General features: G+C 49.1%; 15 protein-coding genes. 8 read left to right on the top strand and 7 right to left on the bottom strand.

The window, feature by feature from the left end; genetic code table 11:
- Positions 1-52 precede the first annotated feature (52 nt).
- Entirely contained in the window at positions 53-2,257 is a 2,205-nt protein-coding gene (locus AC4MRN_RS09145; protein WP_491203098.1) for a S9 family peptidase, read from the top strand.
- A 57-nt stretch (positions 2,258-2,314) separates the two neighbouring features.
- On the opposite strand, the gene AC4MRN_RS09140 is transcribed toward AC4MRN_RS09145, so the two are convergent.
- Complete coding sequence (locus tag AC4MRN_RS09140; RefSeq protein ID WP_073325175.1) at positions 2,315-2,689, bottom strand: PH domain-containing protein; 375 nt, start codon at positions 2,687-2,689, stop codon at positions 2,315-2,317.
- 49 nt (positions 2,690-2,738) lie between these two features.
- Positions 2,739-5,621: a putative bifunctional diguanylate cyclase/phosphodiesterase gene (locus tag AC4MRN_RS09135; RefSeq protein ID WP_491203097.1), complete on the bottom strand. Its 2,883-nt coding sequence runs from the start codon at positions 5,619-5,621 to the stop codon at positions 2,739-2,741.
- 244 nt (positions 5,622-5,865) lie between these two features.
- On the opposite strand from AC4MRN_RS09135, the gene AC4MRN_RS09130 reads away from it, so the two are divergent.
- Genes AC4MRN_RS09130 through ppnP form a run of 3 tightly spaced genes read left to right on the top strand, consistent with a single transcriptional unit; the run spans position 5,866 to position 8,877 of the window.
- Entirely contained in the window at positions 5,866-6,870 is a 1,005-nt protein-coding gene (locus AC4MRN_RS09130; RefSeq protein WP_491203096.1) for a serine/threonine dehydratase, read from the top strand.
- 10 nt (positions 6,871-6,880) lie between these two features.
- On the top strand, positions 6,881-8,536 hold the full coding sequence (locus AC4MRN_RS09125; protein ID WP_073325172.1) for an amidohydrolase: 1,656 nt from the start codon (positions 6,881-6,883) through the stop codon (positions 8,534-8,536).
- 56 nt (positions 8,537-8,592) lie between these two features.
- Entirely contained in the window at positions 8,593-8,877 is a 285-nt protein-coding gene (gene ppnP / locus AC4MRN_RS09120; RefSeq protein WP_155013599.1) for a pyrimidine/purine nucleoside phosphorylase, read from the top strand.
- Between the two features lie 68 nt (positions 8,878-8,945).
- Here the strand turns inward: ppnP and AC4MRN_RS09115 are convergent, their stop codons facing one another.
- The 3 genes from AC4MRN_RS09115 to dinB form a co-directional block, all read right to left on the bottom strand.
- Positions 8,946-9,800: an MBL fold metallo-hydrolase gene (locus AC4MRN_RS09115; RefSeq protein ID WP_491203095.1), complete on the bottom strand. Its 855-nt coding sequence runs from the start codon at positions 9,798-9,800 to the stop codon at positions 8,946-8,948.
- Between the two features lie 109 nt (positions 9,801-9,909).
- Positions 9,910-10,152: a DUF1653 domain-containing protein gene (locus AC4MRN_RS09110; RefSeq protein WP_073325169.1), complete on the bottom strand. Its 243-nt coding sequence runs from the start codon at positions 10,150-10,152 to the stop codon at positions 9,910-9,912.
- A gap of 221 nt (positions 10,153-10,373) precedes the next feature.
- Positions 10,374-11,453 carry a DNA polymerase IV gene (gene dinB / locus AC4MRN_RS09105; protein ID WP_370241600.1) on the bottom strand — a complete coding sequence of 360 codons (1,080 nt, stop codon included), beginning with the start codon at positions 11,451-11,453 and terminating at the stop codon, positions 10,374-10,376.
- Positions 11,454-11,623: 170 nt separating this feature from the next.
- On the opposite strand from dinB, the gene AC4MRN_RS09100 reads away from it, so the two are divergent.
- The 4 genes from AC4MRN_RS09100 to AC4MRN_RS09085 all read left to right on the top strand — a co-directional run bounded on the left by AC4MRN_RS09100 (position 11,624) and on the right by AC4MRN_RS09085 (position 13,873).
- Complete coding sequence (locus tag AC4MRN_RS09100) at positions 11,624-12,433, top strand: helix-turn-helix domain-containing protein (protein WP_491203094.1); 810 nt, start codon at positions 11,624-11,626, stop codon at positions 12,431-12,433.
- 48 nt (positions 12,434-12,481) lie between these two features.
- A complete protein-coding gene (locus AC4MRN_RS09095) occupies positions 12,482-12,931 on the top strand; it encodes a carboxymuconolactone decarboxylase family protein (RefSeq protein ID WP_491203093.1) in 450 nt (149 codons plus the stop codon).
- Between the two features lie 4 nt (positions 12,932-12,935).
- Positions 12,936-13,100, top strand: coding sequence for a YrhK family protein (locus AC4MRN_RS09090; protein WP_084526764.1), 165 nt, complete (start codon positions 12,936-12,938; stop codon positions 13,098-13,100).
- An 86-nt stretch (positions 13,101-13,186) separates the two neighbouring features.
- The gene (locus AC4MRN_RS09085; RefSeq protein ID WP_491203092.1) at positions 13,187-13,873 is read left to right on the top strand and encodes an ion transporter; all 687 of its coding nucleotides are present in this window, start codon (positions 13,187-13,189) and stop codon (positions 13,871-13,873) included.
- 42 nt (positions 13,874-13,915) lie between these two features.
- On the opposite strand, the gene nqrM is transcribed toward AC4MRN_RS09085, so the two are convergent.
- Both nqrM and AC4MRN_RS09075 read right to left on the bottom strand, forming a co-directional pair.
- Positions 13,916-14,149 (bottom strand): (Na+)-NQR maturation NqrM, encoded by a 234-nt coding sequence (gene nqrM / locus AC4MRN_RS09080; protein WP_073325163.1) that lies wholly within the window; start codon positions 14,147-14,149, stop codon positions 13,916-13,918.
- 5 nt (positions 14,150-14,154) lie between these two features.
- Positions 14,155-14,710: FAD:protein FMN transferase (locus AC4MRN_RS09075; protein WP_491203091.1), on the bottom strand; the 556-nt coding region annotated here is incomplete at its 5' end.

Raw genomic sequence — 14,710 nt, 5'->3', positions numbered from 1 at the left:
GAAACCATCCCCCTGTTTGGGATCATTTCAAACGACAGATAGTAGCCTATTCATGAAAAAAGCTTTAATACTTGGAGCCCTTATGCTCAATCATACGGTAATGGCTGACACGTTAACCATTGAACGTATTTATGAATCCCCATCGCTCGCTGGCAGTTCGCCACGCAGTCTGAAAGTGGCCCCTGACGGCAAACGCGTCACATACCTACAGGGCAAACAGTCTGACTACGAACGCCTGGACCTCTGGGAATATAACATTGCGTCAGGCGAATCGCGCCTGCTATTCGACTCTGACGAACTGTCGTCGGGAGAAGAAACCCTGTCAGACGAAGAAAAAGCCCGCCGTGAGCGTATGCGACTGTCCGGCACCGGGATCGTCAGTTATCAGTGGTCAGCCGACGGCACCGCTTTACTGTTCCCAATGGGCGGTGATGTGTTCTACCACAAACTCGGCGAGCAAGGCGCGAAACAACTGCTGAATACTGAGGCCTTTGAGACCGACATTAAACTCTCGCCGAAAGGGAATTACATCTCCTTTATTCGCGATCAGAACTTGTATGTGAAGCATATTGCCAGTGGTGAAGAAACCGCCATTACCACCAACGGTGGCGGCAATCTGAAGTACGGTATGGCTGAATTTGTAGCACAGGAAGAAATGGGCCGTATGACCGGCTACTGGTGGTCACCTGACGAGCAGTACATCGCCTTTACGGAAGTAGATGAAACGCCGGTAGACATCATTACCCGTTCGGAAATCTACGCAGATGAAATCAAGATGATTGAGCAAAAGTACCCCTCTGCTGGTACGCCCAATGTCAAAATCCGTCTGGCTATCCAGCACCTGAAAACTCAGCAGCGTAAATGGGTTGACTTAGGTAAGGACGAAGACATTTATCTGGCGCGCGGCAAGTGGATGCCAGACAGTGAACACTTTACCTATCAATGGCAGAACCGCACACAGCAAGCACTGGAACTGCGCAGCGTTAATGTGAAAACCAATGCCCAGGATGTGATACTTACCGAGTCGTCCAACACCTGGGTGAACCTGCATGACGACTTTACCTTTATCAACCAGGGCAAACAGTTTATATGGGCCTCTGAGCGCGATGGTTTTAAACACCTGTATCTGTTTAACAGCGACGGTACACTGGTGCGTCAGTTGACCAAAGGTGAGTGGGTGGTTGATCAGCTCGAAGCCGTCGATGAAAAAGCAGGTAAAGTGTATTTCACCGGCCGCAAGGACACGCCTCTTGAAAGTCACCTGTACAGCGTCAATCTGAAAGGCGGAGACGTTAGCAAACTGACTGCACGCGAAGGCTATCACCACATAACGTTTAGCGGCGATGCTTCCATTTATATTGATATGTCATCTACAGCCAACACGCCCTTCCAGGTTAGCCTGCATCATGCATCGGGCAAGCAAATTACCTGGCTGGAAGAAAATAAACTGGATGCCAACCACCCGCTGACACCTTATGTAAAAGATTGGATTAAGCCAGAATTCGGCACCATCACCAACGATGAAGGCATCGATCTTTACTACCGCTTATACAAGCCAGCCAAACTGGAAGGCAAGCACCCTGTTATTGTTTACCTGTACGGTGGTCCACATGCCCAGGTCGTCAACAACCAGTGGGGCGGCAACCGCGGCTTGCTTATGCAACATTGGGTAAGCAAAGGCTATGTGGTATTCAGTATTGATAACCGTGGCTCAAACTACCGCGGCAAAGCGTTTGAAGAGCCAATCTACAAAGCCATGGGTAGCGTTGAGGTAGATGATCAGGTCACCGGCGTGAAGTTTTTGCATACCCTGCCCTACGTAGACAAAGAACGTATTGGTGTTTACGGCCACAGCTACGGTGGCTACATGACACTGATGAGCATGTTCAAAGCGGGAGATTACTTCAAAGCCGGTGTGTCAGGCGCACCTGTTACGACCTGGCGTTTGTATGACACCCACTATACTGAGCGTTACATGGGTAACCCGAATACGGATAGCGACGCCTACGACGCCTCATCGGTATTCCCTTACGCCCAGGATCTGAAAGGCCCACTGCTGATTTATCACGGAATGGCCGATGACAACGTATTGTTTACGCACAGTACCAAGCTGTACAAACACCTGCAGGATATGGGTAAGCCTTTCGAAGTCATGGATTACCCGGGCAAAAAACACAGTATCCGCGGAAAACAAACCGGTATTCACTTATACCACACCATCACTAACTTTTTTGATCGTCACTTCGGCGTGAAATAAATAAGTAAGTAACTGGAAACGAAAGAAGTGGCAGGTCTAAACACCTGCCATTTTTGTTTAGCCGAACATCGCGTTCGCGAGTGACTTCTGCACACCAATCGCGGTGTCTTTTTTCAGTTCAAATTTCAACGCTTCAGACTGCCCTGAAATGAATATACGCAGCTCTGCGTCCATGTCGAAGTGGCCTGCCGTTTCCACTTTAAACTGGGTAATGGCTTTGTAGGGTACGGAGTGATATTCCACTTTCCGACCTGTCATACCCTGCTTGTCAATGAACATAAAACGATGGTTGGTAAAGACAATCAGGTCTCTTACCAGTTTGTAAGCACTTACAACGTTTTCAGCATTGCCGAGTATTGGTTGTAGCTCTTCCTGCACCTCAGCTACATCGACTTCACTGGCGTTGCCCATTAATGCATCAAGTAATCCCATGAATCCTCCTTACTTGCCAGCCGCTCTGCTAACTGGCGGTGAAGTAATATTAACTAACCAACTGTAATGTTTTACAGCGATTGACTAAAGGTTCAGGATAACCCAATGCGTAGCCTTGTCCATAGTCAATACCGAGCTCCACAAGCGCTTCGCGTGTCGCGTCGTCAACAACGAACTCTGCAATAGTTTGTTTGCCCATACTCTGCGCAATGTTGTTGATGGCTTTCACCGTTTCATAATCAATTTTGTCACGCACCATGTTACGCACAAATGACCCGTCGATTTTAACGTAATCCACTGCCAGGTTTTTCAAATAGGTAAAGGACGACATACCTGCGCCAAAGTCATCTAACGCAAAGCGACAGCCCAACGCGCGCAGTTCATCGATAAACCATTTTGCAGACGTCAGATTCGTCACCGCCGACGTTTCAGTAATTTCAAAGCACAGCTTTTCGGTTGGCACATTACTGCGCTGTATCTGTTGCACTATTTGTTTGAGCAGGGTTTCATCGCTCAGGGTGATGCCCGACAGATTAATGGCAATTTTATCGAGCTGGCGACAGAACGCCGTATTTTGCTGCAAGAATCGCAGGGTATTGTCTACCACCCACCAATCAATTTTGTTCATTACGCCGTGCTGCTCGGCCAGAGGGATAAAAACGCCCGGACTGATATGCTGACCATCTTCGCCTATCAGTCTCAGCAGCACTTCTCCCTGAGTACGCTGCTTATTGTTTTGCAGGTCGATAATGGGTTGGAAGAACAGCTCAAAGCCATTGTTTTCCAGCGCCATCTGGAAGTGCTGCAGCACCTTGCTTTCCACCTGATCCAGCGCCTGCTGCTCTTCTGTCGGTGTATAAACAAAGTAGCGGTTGCGGCCCATCGACTTTGCCTTGTAGCAAGCGTTATCTGCCGCTTTTATCAGATCAGCCGCACTGCAACCGGGCTGCTGAATATCAATCACACCAATACTCGCGCCAACAAAAAAGACCTTTTCATCAACGGTAAACCGATAGGCGGCGATGTGTTGTAGCAACCGGTCGAGTTTGTCGAGCACCTGCTCCAGCGTCAAATTGCGGAATATCATACAAAACTCATCACCACCAATACGCGCAAGCAGGTCGTTTTCATTGACGAACTCGGCAAACAGATTGGCGACCTCCTTAAGCAGTCGGTCTCCAGCCGGGTGCCCGCAGCTGTCATTCACCAGTTTGAATCGGTCCATATCAATAAAGCACATTACCGCGCTGGCTTCACCCGCATTTACCTTACCAATCAACCTGGTCAGGTAGTGATCAAAGGCATAGCGATTCATCAAGCCGGTCAATTGATCATGACTGGCCTGATAAGTGACTTCTTCCTGCAAGGCAAATTCTTCGGTCACATCCCGGGCAATCCCTTCAATGGCAATAAGTTTACCCCGCTCGTCAAAGACGCCTGTATCAGCAAACTCTATGACTTTGGTTTCACCTGAATCTGCACGTAATTTTAAACGGTACGGGGCTGGATTTTCACCAGACTGGATTGCTTTTAGCCTTGTACTGGCATCATTGGGCACCTCAGAAAGGTAGCGTGATTGCTGCGCACAAAAAGTGTCGGCCGGCACGCCAAGAATAGAATAAAGGCCGTTACTTACATATACAAAAGACTGCTCAAGCGTCTTCGTGTAAACAAAGTGACGATACAACCCGTCGATTAAGCGCCGGTATTTTTCCTCGCTTTTTAACAGGGCCTGTTGTGCGTTGAAGCGTTCGGTGACATCACGCAATGTAATAGCTATGTCGCGCCCGGCGCGGACAATCTGCACTTTTAACCATTGTGGTTTGATCAGGCGGCTTTTCACTTCAATGTAATCATCGAAGGGCGCATCGGTATCGACCACTTCAGCGATACGCGCCACAATGTGGTCTTGCTTGAATGTTCTGAGCTGTTCGGACAATGGCTTGTCTTTTAACAGACAGACATCGCCCTGAAACAACTGATTGGCAATTTTATTGGCTTCCACCAGATAATATTCGTTGCCTTCCTGTTTATAAATTAACAGTGCATCCAGCGCCGCTTCACTGGCAGTTTTGTAGCGTAATTGACTCTGGTCCAGGTTCATTGCGCTTTTGAGCAATTTAAACAATACGATGGTGGCCAGCAAAGACATAACCAGTCCGACTAAGGTTACCAGTAACCCACCTCTGTACGCGGGTTCAGGTGTAGCCAACTGCAATCGCCACTCGCGCCCCAGTACGTTAAATGCTTCGCTCTGTATAGGAAAAAGTGTGTCTTCCGATGGCGCATTTGTGCCCACCGTCATGGTATTTAATGATGTGTCTGTGAGCAGAAAATGGTAGTGCTGTTCAACAATCTGGCCATTTGACATGGCTAACCAGGCCTGTAAATCGAAGCTGGCCATCACATAGCCCAAATGCGGCTCCTGAGGACTTATCATGCGCCCGTAAAGCAGAAAATGGCGCCCCTTATCGTTGCTGACTAACTGACTAAAATACTGCTCACCATTTGCGTGATAAAGAAAGCCGGGTAGCGATAATGACTGACCAACGATGTGGTTATCCCAGTATTGCTCTGACGAATACTGAGGGCGTACCAGCCATTTCACTACGCCTTGTTGATCGACCAACATCAGGCTGCTGTAACCCCGTTGTATACTCAACAAAGTAATCGCCTGCACATTGAACCAATCCAGGTAGTTGGGTTCCTGAGTGGGCCAGTTCTGCATCAGAGACTCCATAGCCTGATGTCGCTCTGAGGCCATGGTTTGCAGATTCGCCACCACCTGAACCGACAGGTTTTCCGCTTTATTCCGTTCTACAGCGCGCTCCTGCTCCTGCAGGTAAGCCCCCACACTGATAAAAAAGGTAGCGAGCAGGCCAAATAGAATAATCGGCGTGAAATATATGCGTTTTTGGGCTTGTTGAGACATCAGTGTTCCACACTCAGACTTCGTGCAGTTGCCGACATTACAATAGGATTATTAAACAAAAATGACGCTCAAAAAGTGCGGATAACGCGATGTTGATGTTAGTTCAGATCAGGCTAACGCCGTTTACACCCGCTGCTTGTCGTTTTCTGAGTAATACTCGCCTTTGTTATGCAGCAGTGACACAATGACACGGTTACTATTTTGTCTATCACTCGTCATCTGCGAAGCATCGAAAGGAAACTCTGTGGCGCAAGTCAAATCCGGTACTACTTATGAAGATATTCACCACGCCGCATTACGCTTAATTGGCAAGGTTCAACGCACTCCCATACTGGAATCCTCTTTGTTGAATCGCTGGTTTGGCCATCGCATTTTGTTTAAGGCGGAATGTTTGCAACCCACTGGGGCATTTAAACTTCGCGGCGCGACAAATTTTATAGCCGCATTGCAAGAGTCGGGACAAATCCCGAAACACATCGTGGCCAACAGTTCGGGTAACCATGCGCAGGCAGTGGCGTATGCCGCTTCAAAAGCCGGCATTCCGGTTACCATATACGCCACAGAAACAATATCACCAGTCAAGGCAGCGGCTACACAAGCCTATGGCGCAGAGTTAAAACTGTTCCCTACCCGCGTGGAAGCAGATCGGGCAGTGGCAGATGCAGCGGAAGACAAAGACACTGTGTGGATACCGCCCTTTAATCACCCGTTGATCATTGCAGGCCAAGGGACTGCGGTAATAGAAGCCCTGCAGGACCATCCTGACGTCAACGCGATATTTGCGCCTTGTGGCGGCGGTGGCCTATTGGGTGGCACATTGCTGGCCACGCGTGAACTAGCCCCGGAAGCGCTGGTGATTGGGGCAGAACCTCAACTAGCCAATGACGCGTCACGCTCACTGCAATCAGGCCGAATTGAATCATTGCCCGGCCCGGTGAGTACGCTGGCCGACGGTGCTGCAACCCCCAGTGTTGGGGAACATACCTTCCCTCTCCTGCAGGAACTGGATGATTTCTACGAAGTCAACGAACAACAAATTGCTTATTGGACTCAGTGGCTCCAACACTTGCTAAAAATTCACGTTGAGCCCACCAGCGCAATGAGCATGGCTGCTGTTGCTGCCTGGGCGGTGAATACGCCGCCAGGACAAACAGCGATGGTGCTCCTCACAGGTGGCAATATCAGTCAGTCCACCATGAGTAAAATTTGGCACACCGATTACTTACTCCAACCTCCAACAATAATATGAGAACCTAACGATGCGCAGATTAGTGTCTATTACCCTACTGTTTGTATGCACCGTCACAATGAGCCTGGCCTCCGCCAGCACGCTCATCGATAATGTACGCGGCTATACCCTTAACGACAAAGGCGAATTAATTCGCTTTAAGCGGATCTTAATTAATCACGGTAAGGTGATCAGCCTGGACCCGTCTTCTGTCCCCAACAAAGCCACTGTTATCAATGCGCAGAATGCCGTGATGATGCCCGGCCTGATCGATGCACACGGTCACTTACTTGGCCTGGGTGGGAACCTTCTGGAAGTCGATTTACGCGACAGTAAAAGCATGAGCCAGGCTGCCCAATGGGTAGCTGACTATGCCCTTGCTCATATGGACCAGGACTGGATTAAGGGCCGGGGCTGGAACCAGGAGCTGTGGAGCGACCGCGCATTCCCCACGGCAAAAGCGCTGGACAAAGTCATTGCTAACAAGCCTGTTTGGCTAAGCCGTGTTGATGGACATGCAGCTTGGGTGAATACAAAAGCACTTCGACTGGCAGGTATTACCCGTGACACCAAAGACCCGGCTGGCGGACAAATTATTCGCGATGCCCAAGGCAACCCCACCGGTGTGCTTATCGACAATGCCATGGATTTAGTGGCCCGGGTGATGCCTACTGAAAGCACTAAACAATATCAGGCTCAGTTAAACGCCGCTGGCGAGCACTTGCTGTCTGTGGGTATTACAGCCATGCACGACGCGGGAGTGGGTCATCATGTTTATGACTTCTATCTGGCTCGAGCCGCAGCACAAACACTGCCTGTGCGTATTTATGCCATGTTAAGTGCAACGGACCCACAGCTCGATGACATGCTGGATACCGGCAGAATCCGCAGCGCCGATGACTTTTTATCAATTCGTTCCGTTAAAGCCTACGGCGATGGTGCATTAGGTAGCCGTGGAGCTGCACTGTTAAAGCCCTACAGCGATGCCCCGCATCAGCATGGCTTGCTGCTAACCCAACCCGACGACTTCCCAAAGATCTTTCAAAAAGTACTAGGGGCAGGTTTTCAGTTAAACTTCCACGCCATCGGCGATAAAGCCAACCGCATGGTACTGGATGAATTTGAAAAAACATTCGCGACGGTTGGCGGCCAGTCGCTTAGAAACCGTGTGGAACACGCGCAGGTGATTGACGTTAACGATCTGCCTCGATTTGCGCAATTAAAAGTGCTGCCATCGATGCAACCCACCCACGCTACCAGCGATAAAAACATGGCAGAAGCGCGTATTGGCAAAGCCAGAATGGCTGGCGCTTATGCATGGAAGACGCTGGTAGACAGTGGAATAGCCATGCCATTGGGCTCTGATTTCCCGGTGGAGCTGGCAAACCCCTTTTACGGCTTACACGCTGCGGTAACACGTCAGGATCGCAATAATCAACCGCTTAAAGGCTGGTACCCGGAACAAGCCCTTTCAGTGCAACAGGCGTTTAAAGGGTTTACTCTGGATGCAGCTTATGCCGCCCACATGGAAGATACACTGGGTACACTGACACCTGGAAAGTGGGCTGATTTTATTCTGGTAGATCAGGATATTTTCAGTATTGCGCCACAAGACATCTGGAAGACCAAGGTCATGCAAACCTGGCTGGCCGGCGAAAAAGTATTCGACGCGAATCGTCAAAATTAACTGGAGTCACGGCATCAGCTATAGCACAATGCGCTTTTTTCAACAGGAACACCACTATGACATTAAGCGTAAACAGCTACTTTGACGATGCCGTAAAATCGATTGCCTTTGAATCAGCCAACGGCCCTTGCACCTCTGGTGTAATGTTGCCGGGTGATTATGTGTTTGGCACCAGTCAGGACGAATTAATGAAAGTGGTAGAAGGTGCGCTCACGGTCAAATTGCCAGGAGAGTCTGAGTGGCAAACGTTCGCAACCGGCTCTGAGTTCCGCGTTGCTGCAAATCAATCGTTTGACGTGAAAGTAGAAACAACCACGGCTTACCTGTGTTTCTATAGCTAAATACACGGAATGAGATATAAAAAAATGCCACGCAACTGCGTGGCATTTTCGTATTCGCGGTGACCGCGTCAGTAAAGTGTTCGGATCCACTTCTCTTCGGTAATAAAGCTCCAGTCCCAGGATTGCCATTTTTCCGGTAAACCGGCTTCAACCACCTCATCCACTGACATCCCTTTGGCTTTTTGCGCATTCACAAAAGCCAGAGTGGCTTTCATCATATCTAATGCAGCCTGATAATCCTGCTTACTGGCTAGAGGGCCATGACCGGGAATAATCTGTGTGTTGTCGTCAATTTTGCCAAGTAAGACCTCGACCGATTTGATGTACCCAGCAACCGTACCACCCGCCCCTAGATCTATGTACGGAAACAGGCCGTTGAAGAACAAATCACCGGTGTGGAGTACGTTCGGTTGCTCGAACCACACCACACTGTCACCATCGGTATGACTGGCGGGCAAATGGAATACGTGGAGGGTTTCACCGTTGAAGTGGATCTTGACCCCTTGCTCGTACGTCACTACCGGTAACGCACCTTTTGCTACAGATTCATCGTTAGCGAGTCTTACACGCACGTTGTCGTGGGCAAATATAGTCGCGCCTTTGTGGTCATGAAAAAACGCATTGCTGCCGGTGTGATCGCCGTGATAATGCGTGTTTATAACGTAGCTCGGGGCGTCGCTACCTAATTCCCCCAACGCCGCAGAGATTTTGGGGGCCAACGGCGCAAACTGATCGTCAATAATCAGCACCCCGTCTTCGCCCGCCGAGACGCCAATATTTCCACCGGCACCTGTCAGCATGTGCACTGAACCGGCAAGATGATTTGATTTAATTTCAACAGATGCGAAGCGATCGTCTGCGTGTAATGACGTTGCGGCAAACAGCGCTGAAAGCGCTAAACCGTATTTTATGAGTTGTTTCATGAAACATCCCTTACCTGGACTTATTTGGCTACTAATATGTCACTGGCGGCGAAATGGTTCAATCATGAATGAAGATACCGGGCGTAACTTCCTTGATCAGCAAATGCGGTTAGACGGCAATACTGCTCTCAGCCTGATGCTCAGCATGCCCCAGATAGCGAAACCGATCTACAGAACGACCATTCACCTTTACCTGTTCAGTAAACATTTCCAGCGGACGCACCCATAATGCGCCTTCGCCATACATAGGACGGTAGACCACCAGTTGGCTTTCGTCTTCAGAATGGTTGGCAACACCAATTACTTCGTAATTGTTCCCTTTGTAATGCTGGTAAACGCCGGGTTTTATCATTTTTTGTCTCCTTTTGGGTGGCAAAAGCGTTAAAGCCTGAATGTCGATGCTGTCATATCGCTGGTGATACGCTGAACTCAGTATTTTGGTCTCGCTGTTTCCTTATTTTAAAATACAAATGTGACACCTGTGTCACATTTCTGCATAGTCATGCAAATTGTAATGCAATAAGCTGATCCAAAGCATGAATATGCAAGTTTAGTAGAAGATTATACTTTCTGCTAATTATCATCAAAAGGCAGAAGCAGTTGCTGGGCATCTTTGGGCTCATCCAAGCCTACCTGCAACCCTACCAAGCGAATACCTCTGTCCCTCGCTCGCTGATATGCCTCTTTTAACAGCGCCTGAAAACTCGGCTTAGCCACTTCAGAATAACGATGCTCTACGGTGGTTAACTGAAAATCCTGAAACTTCAGTTTTACCCCAAGGGACTTTATTAGCATTGGCTTACTGGCGTGGTATTTCTTCTGATGTAATGCCAGACGATTCACCAGTGTATCGTACAGATACTCAACCACCTCCAGACACTCCGCCTCGGAATGTATATCGGCACTGAGGGTTCTTTCAACACCCACGGATTTGCGCACCCGATTTGTTTGTATGTCCCGCTCATCGATGCCGTGTGCCCTTTGCCACAATATATGCCCGAACTTACCAAAGCGTTTTTGGATTTGTTCATAAGGGTATTGCCTGACATCTTCACAGGTGTACAAACCCAGTTGATGCAGTTTTTGTAGCGTCACTTCCCCTACACCCGGAATTTTCTTCAGCGGAAGCCTGCGCACAAAGCTATCGAGTTCATCCGGGGCGACCACACACAACCCATTGGGTTTATTCTCATCGCTGGCAATCTTGGCGACAAACTTACAAGGCGCCACACCCGCGGACGCGGTTAGATTTAATTCTCGCTGTATGCGGTAGCGTATGGCCTCTGCAATACGTGTTGCACTGCCTTTGTACAACTGGCTGTCAGTCACATCCAGATAGGCTTCATCTAACGACAACGGCTCAATTTTGGTTGCGTAATCAGCAAATATTTCTCTGATTTTACGAGACTCTTCCTGATACACCGACATTCTGCCGGGTATTAGCTTTAAATCAGGGCAGAGTTTCAAAGCATAGGCTGAGGCCATAGCGGAGCGCACGCCGAACTGTCTGGCTGGGTAGTTACACGTAGCAATAACACCGCGTCGATCAGAGCTGCCACCAATCGCAATGGGCACATTTTGCAGCGCCGGGTTATCCCGCATCTCCACTGCGGCATAAAAGCAGTCCATATCTACGTGGATTATTTTACGCACAACCGACATTCCAGCCTGAAGCTATTTAGTACGTGCATATAATACTGTATATACGTACACATATCCAGCAAACCAAATTGACAGCAACGTTCGCCATAATGTTTGCGTGATATATATACACTCTGTGATTGTGTGTATTATTGATACTGAATCATTAAGCCCTATTGCATATGGAACTCGAATCACTCGGTATTATTGTGCCGGCGTCACTTTCGCTGCAACAACCCAGTTGGTATGCGCCGCACCGCGCATTGGCCGACCATGTGCAGTGCATCTGGTGTATGCCATTACAACCTGACACAACCCGCCCGATAGAAAAGCTCTATCCGGATGCAGGGGCGAGCCTGATGTTTGAGTTTACCCGGAGTAATGTCGTTTGCCGCTTCTGTTTTAATACCGACACCATACCGCACCGCTGGTCATCTGATGCAGAACATCTCAGTGTGCGGCTGAAGCCGGGTGCGATCCCGGTGTTGCTGAGTCCGGTGTTTCTGACTTCGGTGAATCAATCACAACAGGTTGATGAGTATGACTTGCCAGGTATTACCGCGTTGTGTGAAGCGTTGCTTCCACTCGCTGCTGAACAAAGAGTAATGTGTATTCAACAGTGGTTACTCAGCAGACTACAGTGTCATACGCAACGCAACAACCCCGTCAACACAGCGATGGTCGCCGCACTTTGTGGTATTACGGCATCGCCCGAACAGTACGCCAGAGAATTAGGTATGTCTCGCAGAACCCTGGAAAGGCGTATGCGTTCGCTGATGGGCATTACCCCAAACCAAATGTTCAGCTTTCATCGCATCCGCAAGGCAAGAGAATTGCTGCTACGTGGCAAAACACCCCTTGCCGATATTGCGGTGCTCGCGGGCTTTTATGACCAGGCCCATTTTACCAATCTTTTTCACGAGGCAACCATGGAGTCGCCTGCGCAATACCGGCGCAGAAAGTTGTCGCAAATTTCCAATACCTCAACATAGTAACCGCCTACCCTCTTCATCAGTCACTTAAAGAATGAGGAACCAACAATGACGGCGCGTATAGCCCCCAATGAACTCTTTGCACATTGCCCACGAATCTCGGAGCACCTGATTGAACTAGGCAAAACCAGCGATGATAACGTATCGGCCCGCCTGCGGCATTTAGTAAAACTTCGGGTATCGCAACTCAACCATTGTGGCTTTTGTCAGGTCATGCATGCCTCAGAGGCCCGGGCTGACGGCGAAGCACAACCTCGCCTCGATGTATTGCCTGCGTGGCGTGAAGCACCTTGTTTTACCGCACAGGAACAAGCCGCGTTAGCGTGGGCAGAAGCGGTAACCATGATTGCAACCCAACCGGATGTGTCAGACGCTTTCGCTCAGGCGGCGGAGCAGTTTAGCAATCAGGCACTCATTGAACTCACTACGGTTATTTTGGAAATTAACAGCTGGAACCGGATTGCGGTTAGCTTTAACTTTACCCCGGAAGTGGAGTAGGCCTGTGCTGCAAAACAAGAATAAGACACTCATCATTGCCAGCCTGTGTTTTCTATGCGGAAGCACATTGTTTTTACCCCAACTGGTAAATTATGCCACGGTCGGCGTATACCTGTTTATGCTAGGGTCAGTGTTAATGCTGGTTGATACGTTGAGCACAAAGGAGTAGTGTAAAAAATGTACCAGGCGGCGCGGTTATTACGCGCTACCTGATTTCATTCGCTGATAACTGCGCTAACTGACCAGGGACGTGTCATGAACAAACGCAAGGATTGCTTTTGGGATAAACCCGGCCCCACCTGGGTGATTATTACGCTGATCCTGTATTCAGTGCTGACGTTTTCACTGGAAACTATTCCTAACCTGTCTCCACCCGTTAAAACGTTTTTGCGTTGTTCTGAATTCGTTGTTGTTATTATATTTACCCTCGAATACTTAACCCGCTTATATAAAGCGAAGCCGCGACTGGGGTTCGTATTCAGCTTCTACGGTATCATTGACCTACTCGCCATCTTACCCTTTTACTTAATGCTAGCGGTGGATCTCAGGGCACTTCGTTTATTCCGTTTGCTGCGATTAGCCCGCCTGTTAAAACTTACTCGATACAGCAACGCTATCAGGCGTTTCAGTAAGGCGCTGTACACAGTTAAAGAAGAATTGGTCGTCTTCAGCATTGCCAGCCTGATCATTCTGTTTTTAGCATCGGTGGGGATTTATCACTTTGAACACGCGGCACAGCCAGAGGTGTTTACGACTATCTTCGACTGTTTATGGTGGGCGGCTGCCACGCTGACTACGGTAGGCTACGGCGATATCTATCCGATTACCCTGGGCGGGAAACTGTTTACGTTTCTGGTATTAATGGTAGGGTTAGGCATGATAGCAGTACCTACAGGTATTATCGCTACCGCGCTGTCTTCGGTCAGGCAGTCAGAAAACTAATAACCAACGGATGAACGGGTCATCCGTTGGCTGCATGCCGAATTAAATTATGCGGTCTTTTTCCCAGGCTTTTAATTTTTCCTGGCGCTGCGCTTCTCTTTCCTGCCGCGCTTTCTTGCGGTCGCAAGGCTCAGGGCAATCACAGGCTTTATCAATACCCAGCGCGCCGAGGCCACCACAGCTACCAGAAATGGTCTTCTTCTGCAGTAAATAGCCAATCGCCATGGCTGCCACCATGACCAGAAAAAACACAAACGCTAATATAAACGTACTCATATTTCTTACTCTTCGTAAACAGTGACCAGCGACTCAAACGCAGGGCTGCTGTATTCCACAAAACTATCACCTTCGCGTTTAACAATAAACACCGCCAGGTCGTTTTGTTCAGCCAATGCGATGGCACTTTCCCACCCCATAACATTAAAGGCAGTCGCCATACCGTCTGCCGTCATCGATGACGGGTGAATAACAGTAACCGACACCGTGTTATGCTGAATAGGCTTGCCGGTGCGTGGGTCGATCAAGTGCGAATAACGCACCCCATCCTGCTCGTAATAGTTACGATAGTCACCCGACGTCGCAATCGCGTTGTCGCCAATGGATATGATTTTCTGCACAGCGCGGGCCTCAGAGACCGGCTTTTCAATGGCGATAAGCCACTCAGAGCCATTGCCTTTTTCGCCTTTAACGCGCATTTCGCCACCAATCTCGACCAGGTAACTTTCTACGCCCTGCTCCTCGAGTAACTCCGCAACCACGTCGACGCCATAGCCTTTCGCAATCGTAGACAAGTCTACATAAAGCTGAGGATGCGCTTTTACCAATCCGTCTTTAACT

This window comes from Marisediminitalea sp., from assembly GCF_984433645.1.
This window is presented reverse-complemented; position numbering and strand designations above follow the sequence as displayed.

What these genes read in the sequence shown, in the direction of transcription:
- AC4MRN_RS09115 (WP_491203095.1), bottom strand. Translation starts at nt 9,800, where the DNA reads ATGAAACAACTCATAAAATACGGTTTAGCGCTTTCAGCGCTGTTTGCC.
- ppnP (WP_155013599.1), top strand. Translation starts at nt 8,593, where the DNA reads ATGACATTAAGCGTAAACAGCTACTTTGACGATGCCGTAAAATCGATT.
- AC4MRN_RS09100 (WP_491203094.1), top strand. Translation starts at nt 11,624, where the DNA reads ATGGAACTCGAATCACTCGGTATTATTGTGCCGGCGTCACTTTCGCTG.
- AC4MRN_RS09110 (WP_073325169.1), bottom strand. Translation starts at nt 10,152, where the DNA reads ATGATAAAACCCGGCGTTTACCAGCATTACAAAGGGAACAATTACGAA.
- AC4MRN_RS09085 (WP_491203092.1), top strand. Translation starts at nt 13,187, where the DNA reads ATGAACAAACGCAAGGATTGCTTTTGGGATAAACCCGGCCCCACCTGG.
- AC4MRN_RS09095 (WP_491203093.1), top strand. Translation starts at nt 12,482, where the DNA reads ATGACGGCGCGTATAGCCCCCAATGAACTCTTTGCACATTGCCCACGA.
- nqrM (WP_073325163.1), bottom strand. Translation starts at nt 14,149, where the DNA reads ATGAGTACGTTTATATTAGCGTTTGTGTTTTTTCTGGTCATGGTGGCA.
- AC4MRN_RS09125 (WP_073325172.1), top strand. Translation starts at nt 6,881, where the DNA reads ATGCGCAGATTAGTGTCTATTACCCTACTGTTTGTATGCACCGTCACA.
- AC4MRN_RS09135 (WP_491203097.1), bottom strand. Translation starts at nt 5,621, where the DNA reads ATGTCTCAACAAGCCCAAAAACGCATATATTTCACGCCGATTATTCTA.
- AC4MRN_RS09145 (WP_491203098.1), top strand. Translation starts at nt 53, where the DNA reads ATGAAAAAAGCTTTAATACTTGGAGCCCTTATGCTCAATCATACGGTA.
- AC4MRN_RS09140 (WP_073325175.1), bottom strand. Translation starts at nt 2,689, where the DNA reads ATGGGATTACTTGATGCATTAATGGGCAACGCCAGTGAAGTCGATGTA.